Consider the following 20,487-nt stretch of genomic DNA (forward strand, 5'->3'; position numbering starts at 1 on the left):
TTGACGCCCGCGTCAACGGCTAGCTTCGCGGGCGTGAAGTTCGGAATCAGCTACAGCACCCCCTTCTTCGGAGCCGACCCGGAAACGATCGCCGGGTTCGCCAGGGACGCGGAGGAGTGCGGCTTCGAGTCGTTGTACCTGCCGGAACACATCGCCCTGTACCCGGGCGCGAAGATCGGCCCGGTGGCGCTGCCACCGTCCCTGCCGTACGCCGATCCCCTGGAGTGCCTCGGTTTCGTCGCCGCCGTGACGAGCCGCATCCTGCTGGGGACCGGTGTCCTGCTGCTGCCCTACCACCACCCGGTGGTGCTGGCCAAGCGGCTGACGACCGTCGACGTGCTGTCCGGCGGGCGCATGCGGCTGCTCACGATCGGGGTCGGCGCCCTGCCCGGCGAGGCACGGGCGGCCGGCGTCGACTTCGCCACCCGAGGCAGGCGGGCGGACGAAGCCATCGACGTCCTGCGGCTGCTGTGGGCGGGCGGCGAGGAGGGCGTCGGCTTCGACGGCGAGTTCTTCTCCTTCGACGGGATCTGCAGCTTCCCGAAACCCGTGGGGGTGAGCGAACTGCCGATCCACGTCGGTGGTTCGAGCGCGGCCGCGGCGCGCCGGGCGGGCCGCCGCGGAGATGGCTACTTCGCCGGTGGCTCGCTCGGTGAGGACGAGCGGCGCCGCCAGTTCGACCTGGTCCGCGGGGCGGCCGCCGAAGCCGGCCGTGACCCGGACGGCGTGCAGTACACGCGGTGGGGCACGCTCGACATGTCCACAGAGGACGTCGAGAGGCTCGCCCGGCAAGGGGTGACGCGGGTGGTCGTGACGCCCGGCACGGCGGAACCCGGGCGACGGCGGGACGAGCTGGCCGCGTTCGCCGGGCGGTTCGGCCTCAGCTGAGGGCGCCGTCGGCCACCAGGGACTCGATGCCCGGCGGCAGGCTCGCCCGCCGGGCCGGGTCGGCCACGAAACCCGCGATCGCCGACCGCAGCGCGCGCACCGCGCGGGTGGGTTCCACGTCCGCGCGGTGGGCCAGCTGCACCACGCGGGTCATCCCCGCCTCGGGCGTGAACCGGGTCATCCGGAACCGGCCGCCCGCCACCGTGCTCGGCACCACCGCCGCGCCGACGCCCGCGCGCACCAGTTCCAGCACCGCGTCCATCTCGCCGCCCTCGATCGCGAACGTCGGCTCGAACCCGGCGGCGCGGCAGGCGTTGACCGTCGCTTCCCGGACGTCGTAGCCGCGGCGGAACATCACCAGCGGGACGTCGGCGAGTTCGCCGATGCCCAGGCGGTCACCCGCGACCGGCGCCTCCGGCGACGAGATCAGCACCAGCTCCTCGAGCAGCAGCGGGGTCGCCGCCAGGCCCGCGTCGGCCGTCGTCCGGGCGCCGGCCAGCAGCGCGAGGTCCAGCGCGCCCTCGGCCAGCCGCTGCCGCAGATCGCCCGACCCGCTTTCGTGCAGCTCCAGCCGGATGCCCGGGTACCGGCGGCGGAACGCGGCGAGCGTCGCGGGCAGCAGGCCCGTGCACAGGCTCGGCGGCGCGCCCAGCCGGACGCGGCCGCGGTCGAGCTCGTCCAGTTCCCGGATGGCCAGCCGGGCCGTTTCGGTGTCGGCGAGGATCCGCCGCGCGATCGGCAGCAGCGTCTCGCCGGCCTCGGTGAGGGAGACGTTGCCGCGGATCCGGTGGAACAGCGGGGCGCCCAGGTCGTGTTCGAGCGCGCGGATCTGCTGGGACAGCGACGGCTGGGCCACCCGCACCTGTTCGGCGGCGCGGGTGAAGTGCCGGTGCTCGGCGACGGCGACGAAGTAGGCGAGCTGCTGGAACTGCATCCTCCGACGATAGCCGACGCCTATGGGCAACAGAGTCATCATGTCTTTGACCTCTGGTCGACCGGCTCCTACCGTCGATCGGGTGGTGAACGACCTCGCAACCAGGCCCCCGGCGGGGCGACGCTCGGCCGTCCGGCGCTTCTGGGCTTCGACGATCGGCAAGAAGGCCGTCATGGCGGTGAGCGGCCTGCTCCTGCTCGCCTTCGTGGTCGCGCACATGGTCGGCAACCTCAAGACGTTCCTCGGAGCCGGCGACCTGAACCACTACGCCGAGTGGCTCCGCACGATCGGCGAACCGGTGCTGGGCCGCGAGTGGTTCCTGTGGCTCCAGCGGGCGGTGCTGCTCGCCGCGCTGGTCCTGCACGTCACCGCGGCGGTGCAGCTGGCCCGGCGCGACCGCCGCGCCCGGCCGGTCCGGTACGTCCACCGGCCGCCGGCGCGCGCGACCTTCGCGGTGCGGACCATGCGCTGGGGCGGGGCGACGCTCGCGGTGTTCGTCGTCTGGCACCTGCTCGACTTCACGGTCGGCGCGGTGCACCGCGACTTCGTCCCCGGCGACCCATACCACAACCTGGTCGCGGACTTCCGGGTCTGGTGGGTCAACCTCGTCTACCTCGCCGCCCTGGCCATGCTGGGCCTGCACGTCCACCACGGCTTCGCCGGCGCGGCGCGCACGCTCGGCGTCACCCGCCCTCGGCGGGAACGGGCGATCAAGATCCTCGGCAGCACGACGGCGGTCGTGGTCGCGGGCGGCTACGCCCTCGTCCCGGTCGCGATCATGACGGGACTGGTGCACTGAAAATGACTGCGGCACGCAGCGCCTCCGTCGAGGGCGGTGGCGGGGAAGAGGGTCGGGTGGACGGCTACCGCGTGGGCGACCCGATCGCCGACACGAAGGCACCACGCGTTCCGCTGGAACAGCGCTGGGACGAGCGGAAGTTCGCCGCGAAGCTGGTGAACCCGGCGAACCGGCGACGCCACCGGGTGATCGTGGTCGGCACCGGGCTGGCCGGCGGCTCGGCCGGGGCGACCCTGGCCGAGCAGGGCTACCACGTCGTGCAGTTCTGCTTCCAGGACTCGCCGCGGCGCGCGCACTCCGTCGCGGCCCAAGGCGGCATCAACGCGGCGAGAACTACCGCAACGACGGCGATTCGGTGTACCGGCTCTTCCACGACACGGTCAAGGGCGGCGACTTCCGGTCCCGTGAGTCCAATGTGTACCGGCTGGCCCAGGTGTCGGCGCAGATCATCGACCAGGCCGTGGCCCAGGGGGTGCCGTTCGCCCGCGAGTACGGCGGCCTGCTGGACACCCGGTCCTTCGGCGGCGTGCAGGTGCAGCGCACGTTCTACGCCCGCGGCCATACGGGCCAGCAGCTGCTGATCGGCGCGTACCAGGCGCTGTCCCGGCAGATCGACGCCGGGAACGTCGAACTGCACGCGCGCACGGAGATGCTCGACCTGGTGGTCGCCGGTGGCCGGGCCCGCGGCATCGTCGCGCGCGACCTGGTCACCGGGGAGATCACCACGCACCTGGCGGACGCGGTCGTGCTCGCGACCGGCGGGTACGGCAACGTCTTCTCCCTCTCGACCAACGCGAAGGGCTCCAATGCCACCGCGATCTGGCGGGCGCACAAACGCGGTGCCTACTTCGCGAACCCGTGCTTCACCCAGATCCACCCGACGTGCATCCCGCGGTCCGGCGAGCACCAGTCGAAGCTGACGCTGATGAGCGAGTCGCTGCGCAACGACGGCCGCATCTGGGTCCCGAAGCGCCAAGGCGACACGCGGCCGCCGGCGGAGATCCCCGAGGCGGAGCGCGACTACTACCTCGAACGCCGGTACCCGAGCTTCGGCAACCTCGTGCCGCGCGACATCGCCTCGCGGGCGGCGAAGAACGTGTGCGACGCCGAGTTCGGTGTCGGTCCCGGCGGTCTCGGCGTCTACCTCGACTTCGCCGACGCGATCGCCCGCCTCGGCCGCCGCGCGATCGAAGCCCGCTACGGCAACCTCTTCGACATGTACCAGCGCATCACCGCGGAAGACCCGTACGCGGTGCCGATGCGGATCTACCCGGCCATCCACTACACGATGGGCGGGCTCTGGGTGGACTACGACCTGCAGAGCACGATCCCCGGGCTGTTCGTGATCGGCGAGGCGAACTTCTCCGACCACGGCGCCAACCGGCTCGGCGCGTCGGCGCTCATGCAGGGCCTCGCCGACGGCTACTTCGTGCTGCCGGCGACGGTGAACGACTACCTCGGCGGCACGCGGCTCGACGACGTCTCCGAAGGCGTGGTCCGGCAGGTGGAAACCGAAGTGCGCGAACGGATCTCCCGGCTATTGGCCGTGCGGGGGACGCGGTCGGTGGACTCGTTCCACCGCGAGCTGGGCCTGCTGATGTGGGACCACTGCGGGATGTCCCGCACCCGCGAAGGGCTGCGCAAGGCCCTGGAGCGGGTGCCCGGACTGCGGGCGGAGTTCTGGCGTGCGGTCCGCGTCCCCGGCGGTGGCGCGGAGTTCAACCAGGAGCTGGAGAAGGCCGGCCGCGTCGCCGACTTCCTGGAGCTGGCCGAGCTGATGCTCGTCGACGCCCTCGCGCGCGAGGAATCCTGCGGCGGTCACTTCCGCGAGGAACACCGGACCGCGGAGGGGGAAGCCCGGCGGGACGACGAGAACTTCGCTCACGTCGCCGCGTGGGAGTACGGCCCCGAGCCGGTGCTGCACCGCGAAGAACTGGTTTTCGAGCACGTCCACCCGACCCAGCGGAGCTACTCGTGAAACTCACCGTCCGCGTGTGGCGGCAGGCCGGCCCGGCCGCGGCAGGCCGGCTGGTCGCCTACCCGGTCGACGGGATCAGCCCGGACATGTCCTTCCTGGAAATGCTCGACGTGCTGAACCAGCGGCTGATCGAAGCCGGCGACGAGCCGGTGGCGTTCGACCACGACTGCCGCGAGGGCATCTGCGGCTCGTGCGGGGTGGTGATCGACGGCCGGGCCCACGGTCCCGAGCGCACGACGTCGTGCCAGCTGCACATGCGTTCCTTCGCCGACGGCGACGTCATCGACGTGGAACCGTGGCGCGCCCAGGGCTTCCCGATCATCAAGGACCTGGTCGTGGACCGCTCGGCGCTGGACCGGATCGTCCAGGCCGGCGGCTACGTCAGCGCGCCGACGGGCAGCGCACCGGACGCGCACGCGACCCCGGTTCCCAAGCCGGACGCGGACCTGGCGTTCGACAACGCGACGTGCATCGGCTGCGGCGCCTGCGTGGCGGCCTGCCCGAACGGCTCGGCCACGCTGTTCACCGCGGCGAAGGTGACCCACCTGAGCCTGCTGCCGCAGGGCGGCCCCGAACGCGCGGGCCGGGTGCTCGACATGGTGGACGCGATGGACGCCGAAGGGTTCGGCGGCTGCACGAACACCGGCGAGTGCGTGGCGTCGTGCCCGAAGGGGATCCCGTTCACGAGCATCGCGACGCTCAACCGCGAGTACCTGGCCGCGACCCGCGCCGGACGCCGCTGACGGCCGGTCAGAAGCCGGGCAGCAGGGCGCCGAACCGGCGGCGGCCGCGCGGGGTGATGAGCAGCTCGCGGTCCCCCGTGCCCCGCCGGACCAGGCCGTCGGCCAGGAACGCCGCCAGCACCCGCTGACCGAGGACGCCGCCGAGGTGGGGGACGCGGTGGGTCCGGTCCAGGCACGCGGTGGCCGGCCGCCGCCGGCCCGGATCCACTTCCGCCGGCGAGACGCCGAGGTCGTGGAACGCCGACAGGTCGTCGCCCAGGGCGACCTCGGGCGCCGAACCGTCCGGGGGCCGCAGCGCGCCCCGCGCGACGAGCAGGGCGAACACCGCCACGCCGAGGCGTCCCGCCGCGTGGTCGTAACACGTGTGTGCGAGGTCCCCGCCCGACCCGGCGCGGTCCGGCGCGGTGATGCCGTCCTTGCCGGCATAGCGCGCCAGGGCGGTCAGCACGGCCAAGAGGTCTTCGCGGCCGACGCGGTACAGCGCGTGCCGTCCGGTGTGTTCGACCGTCACGAGCCCCGCGGTGCGCAGCCGGGCGAGGTGGTTGCCCAGCCGGGGGGCGGTGACGCCGAGCGCGTCGGCCAGCTGCACCATCGTGTGCGGGCCCTCGGCGGCCAGCACCTGCAACGCCGTGAGCCGCACCGGATCGGCCAGTTCGCGCGTCAGCTCGACGATCGCGCCCTGGACGGCGTTGCCCGGGTCGACCAGTCCACCCATCACCGTTCCCTCCGACGCGCGCGAGCCTAGCACGGTTCACGGATCGCTGAATGATGATTGCGGACCGGTGGCGAACGTGCTTACCATTCACGCCTCCGTGAAGGGTGGATGCATGACCGGACTGCGAAGCCTCCTGTGGGGCCGTGGGGTTTCCGCGCTCGGCGACGGCCTCTGGTTCACGATCTGGGCGCTGTACCTGACTCGGATCGCCGGCCTCCCGCCGGTCACGGTGGGTGTGGGACTGGCCGTGGCGAGCGCCGTGGGCATGGTCGCCGCGGTGCCGCTGGGCACGTTCGCCGACCGGGTGGGCGCGCGGCCGGTGCTGGTCGTGCTCACGCTGGTGCGGGCCGCCGCGATGGCCGGCTACCTCGCGGTCGGCGGCACCTGGTCGTTCCTGGCCGTGACGGTGCCGTTCACCGCGCTGGCGACCGGCGGCACCGCGGTGCGGACGGCGCTGATCACCGGGCTGGTCACCGAGCCCGCCGAGCGGGTGCGCGTGCTGGCCCGGCAGCGGGTGGCCCAGCACGTCGGGTACGCCGCCGGCGCCGGGCTGGGCGCCTTGGTGCTCACCGCCGACGCCCGGTGGGCCTACACGCTGGCCATCGCCGGCAACGCCGTCAGTTTTCTCGTGCTCGCCGCAACGACGTTGCTGGTGCCCGCGCCCGCCAGGACCCCGGCTCCGGCGACCCGGACGGTGCTGAAGGACCGCCCCTACCTGTGTGTCACCGCGGCCACCGCGGTGCTTTCGCTGTGCTGGGCCATGTTGTCGGCCGGCTTGCCGCTCTGGCTGGCCGGTCGCACCCACCTCCCGCTGGGGCTCGGCGGGGTCGTGGTCGTGCTCAGCTCGGTGGGGATCGCGGTGTTCCAGGTGCCGTTCGCGCGGTTCGCGCGCACGGCCGGGCAGGCCGCGAGAACGGCGGTGGTGTCCGGGGTGGTGCTCGCGGCGAGCTGCGTGCTGCTCGCGACGACGGCCGGCGGTTCCGGGGCGGGCGCGGTGGCGGTGGTGGGGCTCGCCGCGGTGCTGCACGTCGTCGGGGAGCTGGGGTACGTGGCCGCCAACTGGGGCCTGTCGGTGCGGCTCATGCGCGAAGACGCCAAGGGCGCCTACCAGGGCGCGACCGAAGCGGCCACGGCGACCGTGCAGATGGTGGGGCCCGGCGTGTTCACCCTCGCCGTGGGCGGTCTCGGCGGCCCGGGCTGGTTGCTGATCGCGGTGGTGTTCCTCGCGGCCGTCGCCCCCGTGCCGGCTTTGACCCGCTGGGCGGTCCGGACGCGGCGACCGGCCGAACCGGTGGCCGTCCGCTGAGCCTCAGCTCCCGCCGCCGCTCGCAGGCCGACCTCCCTCCGACCTCCGCTGAGCGGCGGCGCGCCTGGAACTCCGCCGCCGCAGCAGCCGGCCGGTCAGGCCGACCCCCTCGTAGGTCAGGACCCCGCACACCGGGATGACCACGAAGAACAGGACTTCCTCGAGCGGGATCCCGAACGGCGCCCGCAGGCCGCTGACATACGCCGGGTCGAAGTCCCAGACGCCGGCGGCGATCGCCAAGGCGTCCCAGACGAGGAACACCGCCGCCACCGGCAGCACCGCGCGCAGCAGCCGGCCCGGCCGGCGGTAGACCCGCGCGCCGGCCAGCTCGATCGGCAGCGTCACCAGTACGCACGCGCCCAGCACGGCCAGGTATTCCGCGCGGCCCACCTCAGCGCGCCCCGGGAGAACGCCACGCCCATCCGATCATGCCGGGATTCTGCCCGGCGACGCCGGTTTCCGCAGCAGCGGCGCGTTTGCCGGACCGCGCCCCGGGTACGCGGTCGCGGCGGTGCCCGCCCGGTGTTCGAGCTCAGCCCGTGGTCTCCACAACCCGGGTGGCCGGGCGGGTCACCGCCGCACGGCCGCCATGAGCGGGTGCCAGCGCGTCGCGTCGAAGATCAGGGTGATGGCCTCGATCTTCCCGTCGCGCAGCCGGAAGTGCTCGGCGGTGTGCTGGACACCCACCGGGGTCGCGGTGTGCACGTCGTAGACGAGCGTGGCCTCCGTCTCGCCGTAGAGCTCGCTGATCAGGTCCACGCCGGTGACGATCCCGACGAACCCCGCCAGCCCGTCGAGGTGGCCGCGGGCGTCGGTCGAGGCGATCAGCGGGCTGCGGAAGGTGAAGGTGCCCGCCAGCTGCGCGGCGGCGGCGGTCACGTCGCCGTCGAAGCGGGCGCGGTGGTAAGCCCGGACGGTCTCTGCGGTCTGCGTGCTCATCGGTCCTCCAGGTGACGGGCGAGGTGGTGCTGGTTTTCCGCCAGCCGCAGGCACAGGTGCCGCAGCTGGGCTGTTTCGGCTTCGGTGAAGCCCCGGAAGAGCGCGGCCATCGCCAGCTGCGACGGACGGCGGAACTCCGCCAGCCACGTCCGGCCGTCCGGGGTGATCCGGACCCGCACCGCCCGCCGGTCACGCGGGTCGGGGACCCGTTCGGCGAGCCCGGCGCGTTCCAGGGTGTCGACCAGGCCGGTCACGTTCCGGGAGCTCACCCCGGCGGACGCGGCGAGGTCCTTGACGTTCGCCCCGCCGTCGGCGAGCCGGATCAGGATGTCGAGGGCGCCGGGGCTGAGGCCACGGCTGCCGGTGCCCCGGGAGCGCAGCTGGTCCAGGCTGCGCGCGGCCGTGCGGACCGCGGCCGCGGCCTCCAGCGCACCGGTGTCTTCGCCGAGGGTGAACCCGGCCAGTGCGCCGCGGACCTCGGGGGAGTAGAGCCGGTCGTCCGCGTCCCGGGCGAAGTTGGGTACGTCGTTCATAGTGAACAACTACATTAGTACGTACTTCCGTATATCTGTCAACGGCCTGTCCGCTCGCAGGCGTTAACCAGGGTTTCGCCCGGCGTTAGCCTCGCTCTGCGCGCAGGTTCGCCATCGGCCACCCATACTGACCCGGCTCGCCACCCCGACACCCCCGGAGTCCCCATGACGGACGTCAACCGACGACGTTTTCTGCAGCTCGCCGGCGGTACCGCCGCCCTTTCCGCACTGTCCACCAGCATCGCGCGCGCGGCGGAGATCCCCGCGCACCACCGCACCGGGACACTGCGGGACGTCGAGCACATCGTGGTGCTGATGCAGGAGAACCGGTCGTTCGACCACTACTTCGGCACGCTGCGCGGCGTCCGCGGCTTCGGCGACCCGCGGCCGGTGACGCTGGCGAACGGGAAGTCCGTCTGGGCGCAGTCGGACGGCAAGCGCGACATCCTGCCGTTCCGCCCCGAAGCGGACAACCTGGGCCTGCAGTTCATCCAGGACCTCCCGCACGGCTGGAAGGACACGCACGCGGCGTGGAACGCCGGCCGCTACGACAAGTGGGTGCCCGCCAAGGGCTCGACCACGATGGCGTACCTGACCCGCGAGGACATCCCCTTCCACTACGCCCTCGCCGACTCGTTCACCATCTGCGACGCCTACCACTGCTCGTTCATGGGCTCGACCGACCCGAACCGCTACTACATGTGGACCGGGTACACGGGCAACGACGGCAAGGGCGGCGGCCCGGTCCTCGGCAACGACGAAAAGGGCTACTCCTGGACCACCTACCCCGAGCGCCTCGAGCGGGCCGGGGTGTCGTGGAAGATCTACCAGGACATCGGCGACGGCCTCGACGCCGCCGGCAGCTGGGGCTGGATCGAAGACGCCTACCGCGGCAACTACGGCGACAACTCGCTGCTGTACTTCGACTCCTACCGCAACGCCAAGCCCGGCGACGCCCTGTACGAGAAGGCGCGCACCGGCACCGACGCCAAGGCGGGCGAGGGCTACTTCGACCGGCTGCGGGCGGACGTCAAGGCCGGGAAACTGCCGCAGGTTTCGTGGATCACCGCGCCGGAGGCGTTCTGCGAGCACCCGAACTGGCCGGTGAACTACGGCGCCTGGTACATCGCGCAGGTCCTCGACGCGCTCACCGCGAACCCGGACGTGTGGAGCAAGACCGCGCTGTTCATCACCTACGACGAGAACGACGGCTTCTTCGACCACGTCGTCCCGCCGTACGCCACGGCTGGTCAGTCCACTGTGGACACCACGGGGGAGATCTTCGCCGGCTCGGCGGCGAACCCGGCCGGCCCGTACGGGCTCGGCCAGCGCGTGCCGATGCTGGTGGTGTCGCCGTGGAGCAAGGGCGGCTACGTGTGCTCGGAGACCTTCGACCACACCTCGATCATCCGGTTCGTCGAACGGCGCTTCGGCGTGCACGAGCCGAACATCTCGGCCTGGCGCCGGTCGGTGTGCGGTGACCTGACCTCGGCGTTCGACTTCGCCCGGACCGACGCCGCGGTCCCGGCCCTGCCGGACACCGCCGGCTACTTCCCGCCGGACCGGAAGCGGCACCCGGACTACGTGCCCGCCGTCCCGGACCGGATCGTGCTGCCGAAGCAGGAACCCGGGCTGCGGCCGGCCCGGGCGCTGCCGTACGACCTGGCCGCCGACGCCCAGGTGGGGACGGCGCTGAACCTGACGTTCGTCAACCAGGGCCGGGCGGGGGCGACGTTCTACGTCACCTCGCCAGGCGGCGAGCCGCGGACCTACACCGCGGGCGCCGGCTGCTCGCTCGCCGCCACGCTGCCCGTCTCGGGCGGGTACGACTACACCGTCCACGGGCCGAACGGGTTCGTCCGGCAGTTCCGCGGCGGTTCGGCCGGCCCCGAGGTGAGCGCGCGCCCGGAGGGCCGCAGCGGGAACCTCGCGCTGGTGCTGACCAACAGCGGCCCGGCTCCGGTGCGGCTCACGCTGACCGACGCGTACGGCCACCGCTCGACGTCGCGGCTCCTGCGGCCGGGCGCGCGGGTGGTCGAGGTGGTGGACACGCGGCGCAGCGGCCACTGGTACGACGTCTCGATCGTTTCGGACCACGATCCGCGCTTCCTGCGCCGGCTGGCGGGGCACGTCGAGACCGGACGGCCGAGCACGAGCGACCCGAACACGCTCACGCGCTGACGGTTCGCGCCCGATCGGGGTCGTTTGTCACCCGGTCGGGCGGGTCCGGTCACCCGGCCGCGTCCGTTGCGAGGCCCGGGTCCGGGTGGGAGCGTCGGAGAACCGACTGCCTTCCCACCACGGAACCAGGAGAGCGGATGACCACCACCGAGATGCCGGCCGTGCACGAGTGCACGGTCAGCGGCTGTTCCTACAACCACGACGGCTGCCACGCCTTCGCCATCACCGTCGGCGGCGGCAACGGATCGGCGGACTGCGGGACGTTCGTCCCGCTGAACACGAAGGGCGGCTTGGACCGGGTCGTGGCCCAGGTGGGCGCGTGTTCCCGGACGGACTGCCGGCACAACCGATCGCTGGAGTGCACGGCGTCCAGCATCCGCGTCGGCCCCGGCGACGGCGACCACGCGGCGAACTGCCTGACCTACACCAGGTAGGAAGTCCCGGCTGGGCTCCTCGGCGGCGGAACACGCCGCGGGAGAGCCCGGCCGGTTTTTGCGGCTCGACGACCACTCCCGCGCGTCCGCACCGGCCCAGACCGGCGAAGGCATGGCATCATGACGCCTGGCCCGATCGGCAAACCGAACGAAGAGGCGCCGCTGGTGGACGCTTTACCGAACGACGACGGCGGTCCGTCGATCCGCGACATGCTCGCGGTCAACCTCCGCGCGGCGCGGGCGGCCCGCGGCCTTTCGCTCTCCGAGCTGTCGCGGCGGTCGGGCATCGGCAAGGCGACGCTGTCCCAGCTCGAGGGCGGCACCGGCAACCCGACCATCGAGACCGTGTTCAGCCTGTCCCGGGTGCTCGAAGTGGCCATCTCCGACCTGCTCGACCACCGGCCGCGCGGCGGGCTCACCGTAGTGCGGGCGGCCGAGGTCGAAGTGCTCCGCGGCGAGGGCGTCGACCTGCGGCCGCTGCGCTGGATCGAGGCCGACAACAGCGTTTTCGAGGTCTACGACCAGGTCGTCCGCGGGGACGCCCCGCAGCGTTCGCAGGGCCACGTCGGGGTCGAGCACACCGTCGTGCAGACCGGGCGGCTCCGCGTCGAGGTCGCGGGCCGGACCGTCGACCTGGGGCCCGGCGACTACGTCGCCTTCGACGCCCGCGAGCCGCACAGCTACACCGCCCCGGACGGCCCGGTGCGGTCGGTGCTGCTGCTGCAGTACCGCGCCGATGAGCGGCTCGACGGGAGGCCGCATCCCGTCCTGCCGGATTGACACCCTTCTCGATCGGGACCTATCGTTCGCTATACCGAACGCTGGAGGCTCGATGAACCGAACGCGGGTGGTGGTGATCGGGGCCGGGATCGTCGGTGCGGCGTGCGCCCGGGAACTCGCCTCGGCCGGCTTCGACGTCCTGGTCCTCGACCGCGGCCGGCCCGCGGGCGGCACCACGTCGCACGGCGAAGGCAACCTGCTGGTTTCCGACAAGGGACCGGGCGCCGAGCTCGCGCTCGCCCGGCTGTCCGCCCGGCTGTGGCCCCGGGTGCTGGCCGAGATCGCCGAAGACGACCCGCGAGCGGCGGCCGCGACGGAGTTCGACCCGAAGGGCGGCATCGTCGTGGCCACCACGGAAGCCGGCGCGAGCGCCCTCGTCGCGTTCGCCGTCGCCCAGGCCGAGGCCGGCGTCCGCACCGAACGGCTGTCGGCGGCGGACGTCGCGGCGGCCGAACCCGCGCTGACCCGGGCGGTGACCGCCGCCGTCCGCTACCCCGAGGACGCTCAGGTGCAGCCGGCCGCCGCGGCGCTGGCGCTGCTGGGTTCGGCGCTGCACCACGGCGCCCGCCTCCGCACCGAAGCCGAGGTCACCGGCGCGCGGGTCCGCGGCGGCCGGATCACCGGCGTCCGCGTCGGCGGTCAAGTCCTCGAGGCGGACGTGGTGGTGAACGCGGCGGGGCCGTGGTCGGGGCCGGTGTCGGCCCGGCTCGGCGCGCCGATCGCCGTCCGGCCCCGCCGCGGCGAGGTCCTGGTGACCATGCCGATGCCGGGCGTGGTGCGGCACAAGGTCTACGACGCGGACTACGTCGGCGCGGTCGGCGCCGGCAGCGGCGAACTGCAGACGTCGGCGGTGGTGGAGTCCACCTGGGGCGGCACCGTGCTGATCGGCTCGTCCCGGCGCCGCGTGGGCTTCGACGACACGATCCGGCCGGACGTGCTGGGCGCCATCGCGGCCAAGGCGGTCCGGCTGTTCCCGGCGCTGGCCGACGCCGCGGTGATGCGCGCGTACGGCGGCTTCCGGCCCTATGTGGACGACCACCTGCCGGTCCTGGGCGAAGACCCGAGGCTCGGCAACCTGTGGCACGCCACCGGGCACGAAGGGGCGGGGATCGGGCTGAGCGTCGGGACGGCCAGGCTGCTGCGCGAGCTGCTGACGGGAACACCACCGTCGATGCCGGTGGATGAGTTCACCGTGGACCGTCCGGCGGTGCTGGCGTGACCGGGCGGCCGATCGCGATCACCGTCGACGGCGAGACCGTGACCGGGCTCGCCGGGCAGACCGTGGCCGGCGTCCTGCTCGGCGCCGGCCGGCTGTCGTGGCGCACCACCCGGTCCGGGGCGCCGCGCGGTGTCTTCTGCGGGATCGGCGCCTGCTTCGACTGCCTGCTCACGGTCAACGGCGTCGCCGACGTCCGCGCCTGCCGTCGTCGCGCCGCCGACGGCGACGACGTCCGGACCCAAACGCGGGAGGAGGGCGCGTGAGGCACGTCGTCATCGTCGGCGCGGGGCCCGCCGGGCTCGCGGCCGCCGAGCACGCGCTCGCCGCCGGAGCCGACGTCACCGTCCTCGACCAGGCGGACGCGCCCGGCGGCCAGTACCACCGGGGCGCGTCCCACCGGTTCGAGGCGTTGCTGAGCCGGTGCGCGTGGTGGCCGGAAAGCGCCGTTTGGGCCCTGGAAGGCAAGCGGGTCCACGTCTTGAGCGGCCCGGCCGACGGGGCGAACCGGCGGCGCCGCACCCTCGACCCCGACGCGCTGGTCCTGGCCACCGGCGCCCACGACCGGGTCCTGCCGTTCCCCGGCTGGCAGCTGCCCGGCGTCTTCACCGCGGGCGCCGCGCAGGCACTGGCCAAGGGGGAGCGGATCGCCGTCGGGCGCCGGGTGCTCGTCGCCGGGGCCGGGCCGTTCCTGCTTCCCGTCGCCGAGTCCCTCGTGGACGTCGGTGCCGGCGTTCTCGCCGTCCTGGAGGCCAACCCGGCGCGCACCGTCCTGAGAGGATGGTCGTGGCGCGCGGCCGCCTACGCCGGCAAGGCGGCCGAACTGGCCCGGTACGCCGGAACGCTGGCCCGCCACCGCGTCCCGTACCGCACGGGCCGGGCGGTGATCGAAGCCCGGGGCGACGACCGGGTCCGCGAAGCCGTCACCGCCCGCGTCCGCGCGGACTGGTCGGTCGTCCCCGGCACCGAGCGCGTCTTCGAGGTCGACGCCCTGTGCGTCGGGCACGGCTTCGCGGCGCAACCCGAACTGGCCGTCGCGGCCGGCTGCGCCCTCGACGGTGGGTTCGTCCGGGTCGGCGACGACCAGCGCACCAGCGTCGCCGGGGTGTTCGCCGCCGGGGAACTCACCGGGATCGGCGGTGCGGTCGCCGCCGCGGCGGAAGGCGCGGTCGCCGGGCGGGCCGCCGCCGGCCGGACACCCGGCCGCGCGTTGCTCAAGCAGCGTGACCACGCCCGCGCCTTCGCCCGCCGCCTGACCGCCGCGCACCCCATCGGGGCGGCGTGGCCCGGCTGGCTGCGCGAGGACACCGTCGTCTGCCGCTGCGAGGAAACCACCTACGGCGACCTGACCAGCGCCGTCGCGAACCCGGCCGCGCCCGGTCCGCACGCGCTCAAGCTCGGCACCCGTGCCGGGCTCGGCCCGTGCCAGGGCCGGATGTGCGGCGCGAGCGTCGCCGAGCTGTGCGGGGGCGCCGAACGCCACCACCGTCCGATCGCCCAGCCGATCCGCCTGGGCGAGCTCGCCGATCCGAAGGAGATCCCATGAGCACCCGAGACCTCGGGGGCGTGGTCGTCGCCGCCGCGCTGCCCTACCGGGTCGACGACGCGGCGCCGGCCGGGCTGGCCGTCGACTACGACGCCTACGCCGAACACTGCCGGTGGCTCGTCGAGAACGGCTGCCGCGGAGTCGGCCCGAACGGCTCGCTGGGCGAGTACTCCTCGCTCACCGACGAGGAACGCCGCCGCGTCGCCCGCACCGCGATCGAGGCCGTCGGGACGGACGGGATCGTCGTCGTCGGCGTCCACGGTCCCGGCGCGCACCAGGCCCGGTACTGGGCCGAGGCGGCGGCCGAGGACGGCGCGCACGGCGTGCTCTGCCTGCCGCCGACGCTCTACCGCGCCAACCGCGGCGAAGTCGTCGCCCACTTCGAGGCGGTGGCGTCGGCCGGGCTGCCGGTGATGGTCTACAACAACCCCTTCGACACCAAGGTCGACCTCACGCCGGACCTGCTGGCCGAGATCGCGCAGATCGACAACGTCGTCGCCGTCAAGGAGTTCTCCGGCGACGTCCGCCGCGTGCTGGAGATCCGCGAGCGGGCACCGGGGCTGGCCGTGATCGGCGGCGCCGACGACGTCGTCCTGGAGAGCCTGCTGATGGGGGCGACCGGCTGGTTCGCCGGCTTCCCGAACGTGTTCCCGGCCGAGTCGGCGCGCCTGTTCGAACTGGCCACCGCGGGCAAGCTCGAGGAGGCGAGAGCGCTGTACGAACCGCTGGTGGCCGCGTTCCGCTGGGACTCGCGGACGGAGTTCGTCCAGGCCATCAAGCTCGGCATGGACATGGTGGGCCGCCGCGGCGGGCCGTGCCGTCCGCCGCGGGGCCCGCTCTCGGACGTCCACCGCGAGCAGGTCCGCGCCGACATGGGCCGCGCGCTCGCGGCGCTGGGGGTGGCGTAGATGCGGTCGTCGCGCGCGATCACGGCGGTCGACTCGCACACCGAGGGCATGCCGACCCGGGTGGTGACCGGCGGCGTGGCCCCGATCCCGGGCGCCACCATGGCCGAGCGCCGCCGCTACTTCATGGCGCACCTGGACCACCTCCGGCAGTTCCTGGTGAACGAGCCGCGCGGCCACTCCGCGATGAGCGGCGCGATCCTGCAGCCGCCCTGCCGCGAGGACGCGGACTGGGGCGTGGTGTACATCGAGGTGTCCGGCTGCCTGCCGATGTGCGGCCACGGCACGATCGGCGTGGCGACGGTGCTGGTGGAGACGGGCATGGTCGAGGTGACCGAGCCGGTCACGGTGGTGCGCCTGGACACCCCGGCCGGGCTGGTGCACGCGGAGGTGTCCGTCCGCGACGGGCGCGCCACCCGGGTGAAGCTGCGTAACGTGGCGTCGTTCCTCGCCGAGCGCGACGCCGTGGTGTCCGTGCCGGGCCTGGGCGACGTCCGCTACGACCTCGCCTACGGCGGGAACTTCTACGCCATCCTGGACCTGGCTTCCCTGGGTATCCCGTTCGACCGCGCGGAGAAGGACCGGATCCTCGCGGCGGGCCTGTCGATCATGGCCGCGATCAACGAGCAGCGGCCGCCGAAGCACCCGGCCGACCCGCTGATCGGCGGCTGCAAGCACGTCCAGTTCCTGGCCCCGGGCTCGGACGCACGGGCGTCGCGGAACGCGATGGCGATCCACCCGGGCTGGTTCGACCGGTCACCGTGCGGCACGGGAACGTCCGCCCGGATGGCCCAGCTGCACGCCCGCGGCGAACTCCCGCTGCACACGCCGTTCGAGAACGCGTCGTTCATCGGCACGACGTTCACGGGCGAGCTGGTGGCCGAGACCACGGTGGGCGACGTGCCGGCGGTGGTCCCGGAGTTCGCCGGCCGCGCGTGGATCACCGGCACGGCCACGTACCTGCTCGACCCGTCCGACCCGTTCCCGACCGGGTTCGTGCTGTAGGCCGGTCGGTTCCTAGGCGGGCTGCCAGAGTTCGATGCGGTGGCCTTCGGGATCGGTGACCCAGCCGAACCGCCCGACGCCGGCCATGTCCTGAACCTCGTCGGCCACGTCGGCGCCACGGGAGCGAAGCTGTTCCAGCATGGCGTCGAGATCGCGAACCCGGAAGTTCAGCATGGTCTGCTGGGCCGGCGACCCGAAGTAGCCGGTCCCGGCCTCGAACGGCGCGAAGACGGTCGGGCCGGGTTGCTGCTGCCAGAGGCCGTGCTCGTCGGCGTCCAGGCCGAGGCAGTCGCGGTACCAGGCGCCGAGCGCCGCGGGGTCTGCCGCGCGGATGAAGTACCCACCGATGCCGAGCACGCGTTCCATGGGGCGATCCTGCCAGGCTGGTGGCCGGGCGGGACGGTCGGGTGAGAAGGCCGGCCCGCTTGGCCCACTGGCTCGACCGGCCTGCCCGCCCCGCCCGCCTGCCCAGCCGTGCCGGCCCCGCAGCCAACCAGCCGGCCGCGCCGCCAGCCGGCCGCCCAGCCCGCCCGCCGTCCCGCTAGCCAGTCGTGCAGCTTGCCGTCGTGCCTGTTGCGGTTCCCGTGCCCTGGTAACCGAACTCCGTCGACTGGCCCGGGGTGAGTGCGCCGTTGAAGCTCGTGTTCGTGAAGCGGACCGAGCCCGTGTCGCCGCTTGGTCCCGCGTTCCACACCGAGGTGATCGCCGCCCCCGTGGGCAGGTCGGCCGCCACCGTCCAGGCGGTTGTCGCCGCTGCCCCTGCGGTGACCCGGATCGTCGTGACGAAGCCGCCCGTCCACTGGTTCACCGAGACCGTCGCCGTGCAGCCGCCCGCCGGGGTCGTGGAGGTCGTCGGGGTTGTCGGCGTGGTAGGCGTGGTAGGCGTGGTCGGGGTCGTGGAGGTGCCCGGGCCGTCGGTCAGCGTGGGCGTCGCCCAGTCGCGCCACTCGGCGAGGTTGCCCGCCTTCTTGGCCGAAATCCGGAACGTGCCCGCCGCGCTGCCCGTCTTCAGCAGGAACTTCTGGATGTTCTGCTGCAGCGGCGTCCGCCACTCGGGCCGGGACGCGCAGTGGGTGCCGTCCTGCACGTCCGACCAGTACGTGATGTTGGCGCCCGCGCCGAGTGCCTTGTACACCTCCGCGCCGGCCAGGGCCGCGACGCTGCCCGAGCGCGCACCCAGCCAGTCGATGTGCGGGTTCTCCATGATGAACAGCCCGCGCGGAGCGACCATGCCGACCAGTTCGTGCGTGTCCACCGGCAGCCCGGCCGGATTGCCGGTGTACGCGCTGAACGCGTCGCCGAACCACGGCTGTTCCCCGTACGCGTTGCTCAGCCCCTGCGAACCGCTTTCCCCGGGGATCCCGCGCAGGATCGGGACGCCGGCGGTGCCCGACTCGATCGGCATGGTCAGGGCGATGCGCTGGTCCAGCACACCGATCGCGAAGGCGCTCTTCCCATACCGCGAACATCCCGTGACGCCCAGCGCGTCGACCTTGAAGAGCTGCCCGCCCGACTGTTCCAGGACGTCGATGATCCGGCTCACGCCCCACGCCCACGCCGCCAGCAGCCCGGTGCTGCTGGACGAGCCGTAAATGCTGTAGAACGCCCCTTGTTTGTTGTTCCGCGGCGTCCCTTCCTTGCCGACGGCCAAGGGGTCGTAACTGATGACGGCGGCGCCGGACGCCTTGATCGTGGCGGTGTCCGCGCCGAATCCGCCGACCACGAAGACGGCCGGGAACGGTCCCGTTCCGCTCGGCAGCTGCACGCCCGCCGAAAAACCGGCGCTGCGGCCGTTTTCGCTGACGTTCACGGTGATGTTCGTGGCCGAGACGGTCCCGGTGACACTGGCCGGCTTCGCCGGTTTCTGGCCGTAGATCGTCCGTTCCGCCAGCTTCTTGATCTCTTCGCGGCGGCACCGCCAGTCGGACTTCGAGGTGACGCGGGTGCCGTCGATCTTCTTGAAGGGATCGGGAAGTTTCGCGGTCGAGGGGAACGAGGCGGGCAGCGAAACCGGGCAGTCGGCGCCGTCGTCTTCGACGGCCGCGGCGGCGCCGGAGGCCACCGTGACCATTCCCGTCACGGCGAGCAGCGTGGCTGCGAAGAGGATGAGGGCAGGGCGGAACCGTGGACCGGGCACGGCCATTCTCCCTTCCGGGGAAACGAGTGTGAAAACGGTAGGACCGTTTCGTTTCCGTCGTCAAGAAGGGAGGGTGGTCCGATACTTTCGAAAACGGCGTGATTTCGAAAGTTTCGGATTCAGCGACCGATTTGGACGTCGTCGAGTGCGCCGAGTGCGTCGGGGACGAGGACGGCGGCGGAGTGGTAGGCGGAGACGAGGTAGGAGGTGATGGCTTGGTCGTTGGTGCCCATGAAGCGGACGTTGATTCCGGGTTGGTGTTGGTCGGGGAGGGTTTTGGGGCGGAGGCCGATGACGCCGGCGTCGTTTTCGCCGGTGCGCATGGCGAGGATGGTGGTGGTTCCGGTGGGGCTGATGGGGAGTTTGTCGCAGGGCAGGATCGGTACTCCGCGCCAGGCGGTGTGGGGTTTGCCGTTGAGGGTGATGGTGTCGGGGTAGATGCGGCGGGCGGTGCATTCGCGGCCGAAGGCGGCGATGGCGTGGGGGTGGGCGAGGAAGAGGCGGGTTTTGCGGCGGCGGCTGAGCAGGTCGTCGAGGTCGAGGGGGGTGGGTGGGCCGGTGCGGGTGGTGAGGCGGTGTTTGAGGTCGGTGTTGTGCAGGAGCCCGAAGTCGGTGTTGTTGATCAGTTCGTGTTCTTGGCGTTCGCGGAGGGCTTCGATGGTGAGGCGGAGTTGTTGGTGGAGTTGGTTGTGGGGGTGGTTGTAGAGGTCGGTGACGCGGTTGTGGACGCGGAGGAGGGTTTGGGCGACGGCGAGGTCGTATTCGCGGGGGGCGGGGTCGTAGTCGACGTAGGTGCCGGGCAGGAGGGGTTCGCCGTCGTGGCCGGCGGCGAGGTCGATGGCGGCTTCGCCTTTGGCGTTTTGGGGTTTGCGGGGTTGGGCGAGGGTGTGGGTGATGTGGGTGCGGAGGGTTTCGCAGCGGCCGTTGAGGCGGGCGTAGGTGGTGGCGGGCAGGGCGAGGGTGGTGACGCGGGTGGCGGCGCGGGCGGTGTATGTCCAGGTGCCGGGGTCGGGGCCGAGGAGTTCTTCGCCGAAGTGGTCGCCGTCGGTGGCGGTGCCGAGGTGGAGGTCGTCGCCGTAGGGGCCGGTGCTGTGGCGGGTGATTTTGCCGTGGGCGAGCAGGATGAGCGTGTCGCGGGGGGTGCCGGCGGTGAAGAGGGTGTCGCCGGGTTCGTATTCGCGTTGTTCGAAGGCTTCGGCCAGTGCGGCCAGTGCGGTTTCGTCGCTGAAGCCGCGCAGGAGGGCGATTTCGGTGAGTTCGGCGGGGATGACGTGGACGCGGGCGCCGGTGGTGTAGAAGGAGAGTTTGCCGTCGCCGAGGGTGTAGGTGAGGCGGCGGTTGACGCGGTAGGAGCCGGCGGGGACTTCGACCCAGGGCAGCTGGGACAGCAGCCAGCGGGGGGTGATGCCGCGCATCTGCGGCGGGGTTTTGGTGGTGGTGGTCAGCGG

The 20,487-nt window shown here is 72.8% G+C and carries 20 protein-coding genes and 1 pseudogene; 13 read left to right on the plus strand and 8 right to left on the minus strand.

Annotated elements, in window-relative coordinates:
* The first annotated feature begins 33 nt into the window (after positions 1-33).
* Positions 34-888: a TIGR03619 family F420-dependent LLM class oxidoreductase gene (locus DV20_RS26870; RefSeq protein ID WP_043784997.1), complete on the plus strand. Its 855-nt coding sequence runs from the start codon at positions 34-36 to the stop codon at positions 886-888.
* On the opposite strand, the gene DV20_RS26875 is transcribed toward DV20_RS26870, so the two are convergent.
* Positions 881-1,822: a LysR family transcriptional regulator gene (locus tag DV20_RS26875; protein WP_043784999.1), complete on the minus strand. Its 942-nt coding sequence runs from the start codon at positions 1,820-1,822 to the stop codon at positions 881-883. The genes DV20_RS26870 and DV20_RS26875 overlap by 8 nt on opposite strands.
* 85 nt (positions 1,823-1,907) lie before the next feature.
* On the opposite strand from DV20_RS26875, the gene DV20_RS26880 reads away from it, so the two are divergent.
* The 3 genes and pseudogenes from DV20_RS26880 to DV20_RS26890 all read left to right on the plus strand — a co-directional run bounded on the left by DV20_RS26880 (position 1,908) and on the right by DV20_RS26890 (position 5,342).
* On the plus strand, positions 1,908-2,621 hold the full coding sequence (locus tag DV20_RS26880) for a succinate dehydrogenase cytochrome b subunit (protein WP_152603761.1): 714 nt from the start codon (positions 1,908-1,910) through the stop codon (positions 2,619-2,621).
* Positions 2,622-2,677: 56 nt separating this feature from the next.
* A pseudogene (locus DV20_RS26885) lies at positions 2,678-4,599 on the plus strand (fumarate reductase/succinate dehydrogenase flavoprotein subunit).
* On the plus strand, positions 4,596-5,342 hold the full coding sequence (locus DV20_RS26890) for a succinate dehydrogenase/fumarate reductase iron-sulfur subunit (RefSeq protein ID WP_043785004.1): 747 nt from the start codon (positions 4,596-4,598) through the stop codon (positions 5,340-5,342). Before DV20_RS26885 ends, DV20_RS26890 begins: the two are co-directional and overlap by 4 nt.
* A 7-nt stretch (positions 5,343-5,349) precedes the next feature.
* On the opposite strand, the gene DV20_RS26895 is transcribed toward DV20_RS26890, so the two are convergent.
* Positions 5,350-6,057: an ArsR/SmtB family transcription factor gene (locus tag DV20_RS26895; RefSeq protein WP_043785006.1), complete on the minus strand. Its 708-nt coding sequence runs from the start codon at positions 6,055-6,057 to the stop codon at positions 5,350-5,352.
* Between the two features lie 112 nt (positions 6,058-6,169).
* Between DV20_RS26895 and DV20_RS26900 the strand changes: the two genes are divergently transcribed.
* Positions 6,170-7,363: an MFS transporter gene (locus DV20_RS26900; protein ID WP_043785009.1), complete on the plus strand. Its 1,194-nt coding sequence runs from the start codon at positions 6,170-6,172 to the stop codon at positions 7,361-7,363.
* Positions 7,364-7,366: 3 nt separating this feature from the next.
* Here DV20_RS26900 and DV20_RS26905 read toward each other — a convergent pair whose 3' ends face one another.
* From DV20_RS26905 to DV20_RS26915, 3 genes are all read right to left on the minus strand, one after another.
* A complete protein-coding gene (locus DV20_RS26905; protein WP_051736136.1) occupies positions 7,367-7,753 on the minus strand; it encodes a lycopene cyclase domain-containing protein in 387 nt (128 codons plus the stop codon).
* Positions 7,754-7,933: 180 nt separating this feature from the next.
* The gene (locus tag DV20_RS26910; protein WP_043785012.1) at positions 7,934-8,302 is read right to left on the minus strand and encodes a hypothetical protein; all 369 of its coding nucleotides are present in this window, start codon (positions 8,300-8,302) and stop codon (positions 7,934-7,936) included.
* Complete coding sequence (locus tag DV20_RS26915) at positions 8,299-8,835, minus strand: MarR family winged helix-turn-helix transcriptional regulator (RefSeq protein WP_043785013.1); 537 nt, start codon at positions 8,833-8,835, stop codon at positions 8,299-8,301. Before DV20_RS26915 ends, DV20_RS26910 begins: the two co-directional genes overlap by 4 nt.
* Positions 8,836-9,000: 165 nt before the next feature.
* Between DV20_RS26915 and DV20_RS26920 the strand changes: the two genes are divergently transcribed.
* The 8 genes from DV20_RS26920 to DV20_RS26955 all read left to right on the plus strand — a co-directional run bounded on the left by DV20_RS26920 (position 9,001) and on the right by DV20_RS26955 (position 16,902).
* Positions 9,001-11,016 (plus strand): phosphocholine-specific phospholipase C, encoded by a 2,016-nt coding sequence (locus DV20_RS26920; protein WP_043785016.1) that lies wholly within the window; start codon positions 9,001-9,003, stop codon positions 11,014-11,016.
* Positions 11,017-11,153: 137 nt separating this feature from the next.
* Positions 11,154-11,450, plus strand: coding sequence for a DUF1540 domain-containing protein (locus tag DV20_RS26925; protein ID WP_043785019.1), 297 nt, complete (start codon positions 11,154-11,156; stop codon positions 11,448-11,450).
* 210 nt (positions 11,451-11,660) lie between these two features.
* Positions 11,661-12,230: a helix-turn-helix domain-containing protein gene (locus DV20_RS26930; RefSeq protein ID WP_043785049.1), complete on the plus strand. Its 570-nt coding sequence runs from the start codon at positions 11,661-11,663 to the stop codon at positions 12,228-12,230.
* Positions 12,231-12,282: 52 nt separating this feature from the next.
* Complete coding sequence (locus DV20_RS26935) at positions 12,283-13,449, plus strand: NAD(P)/FAD-dependent oxidoreductase (protein ID WP_043785021.1); 1,167 nt, start codon at positions 12,283-12,285, stop codon at positions 13,447-13,449.
* Positions 13,446-13,712, plus strand: coding sequence for a (2Fe-2S)-binding protein (locus tag DV20_RS26940; protein WP_043785023.1), 267 nt, complete (start codon positions 13,446-13,448; stop codon positions 13,710-13,712). Before DV20_RS26935 ends, DV20_RS26940 begins: the two co-directional genes overlap by 4 nt.
* Positions 13,709-14,992: an FAD/NAD(P)-dependent oxidoreductase gene (locus tag DV20_RS26945; protein WP_043785025.1), complete on the plus strand. Its 1,284-nt coding sequence runs from the start codon at positions 13,709-13,711 to the stop codon at positions 14,990-14,992. Before DV20_RS26940 ends, DV20_RS26945 begins: the two co-directional genes overlap by 4 nt.
* On the plus strand, positions 14,989-15,900 hold the full coding sequence (locus DV20_RS26950; protein ID WP_043785028.1) for a dihydrodipicolinate synthase family protein: 912 nt from the start codon (positions 14,989-14,991) through the stop codon (positions 15,898-15,900). Before DV20_RS26945 ends, DV20_RS26950 begins: the two co-directional genes overlap by 4 nt.
* A complete protein-coding gene (locus DV20_RS26955; RefSeq protein ID WP_043785030.1) occupies positions 15,901-16,902 on the plus strand; it encodes a proline racemase family protein in 1,002 nt (333 codons plus the stop codon).
* Positions 16,903-16,914: 12 nt separating this feature from the next.
* On the opposite strand, the gene DV20_RS26960 is transcribed toward DV20_RS26955, so the two are convergent.
* From DV20_RS26960 to DV20_RS26970, 3 genes are all read right to left on the minus strand, one after another.
* Complete coding sequence (locus tag DV20_RS26960; RefSeq protein ID WP_043785033.1) at positions 16,915-17,268, minus strand: VOC family protein; 354 nt, start codon at positions 17,266-17,268, stop codon at positions 16,915-16,917.
* Positions 17,269-17,443: 175 nt separating this feature from the next.
* On the minus strand, positions 17,444-18,973 hold the full coding sequence (locus DV20_RS26965) for a glucuronyl esterase domain-containing protein (protein ID WP_152603762.1): 1,530 nt from the start codon (positions 18,971-18,973) through the stop codon (positions 17,444-17,446).
* Positions 18,974-19,158: 185 nt separating this feature from the next.
* Positions 19,159-20,484: a family 2B encapsulin nanocompartment shell protein gene (locus DV20_RS26970; protein ID WP_152603763.1), complete on the minus strand. Its 1,326-nt coding sequence runs from the start codon at positions 20,482-20,484 to the stop codon at positions 19,159-19,161.
* Positions 20,485-20,487: the final 3 nt, after the last annotated feature.

Origin of the sequence: Amycolatopsis rifamycinica (assembly GCF_000695625.1) — a bacterium.
GTDB classification, from domain to species: domain Bacteria; phylum Actinomycetota; class Actinomycetes; order Mycobacteriales; family Pseudonocardiaceae; genus Amycolatopsis; species Amycolatopsis rifamycinica.